General features: G+C 37.5%; 1 protein-coding gene. It reads left to right on the top strand.

Features of this window, described 5'->3' with window-relative positions:
- Positions 1-18: 18 nt before the first annotated feature.
- A partial coding sequence (locus M901_RS03740; protein WP_157679805.1) for a hypothetical protein occupies positions 19-240 on the top strand: 222 nt, incomplete at its 3' end.

The raw sequence follows: 240 nt of genomic DNA, 5'->3' as shown, positions 1-240 counted from the left end.
TCAGGACTAGAAAAGAAATTGGGAGATTTTCCATTCTTAAAGAGCCTCAGTGCAGTTCTTCTGACTCTAAATGCGGCCAGTGGAAAGAATGAATTCATTAGACTTAAAGATCAGCAGGTGTGTATTGAATGTCTAAAAGAAGAATTGAAGTTTGCTAAAACTGTCGATGAATTAATCCCATTTAATGGGGTAGGTGCTTGTTTACCATGTAAGGGTTATGGTTCAGTTTTGGAGTATAGC

Origin of the sequence: Bacteriovorax sp. DB6_IX (assembly GCF_000447775.1) — a bacterium.
Classification (GTDB): Bacteria; Bdellovibrionota; Bacteriovoracia; order Bacteriovoracales; family Bacteriovoracaceae; genus Halobacteriovorax_A.
The sequence above is the reverse complement of the archived record's forward strand: the minus strand, read 5'-3'. Positions and strand labels throughout refer to the sequence as shown.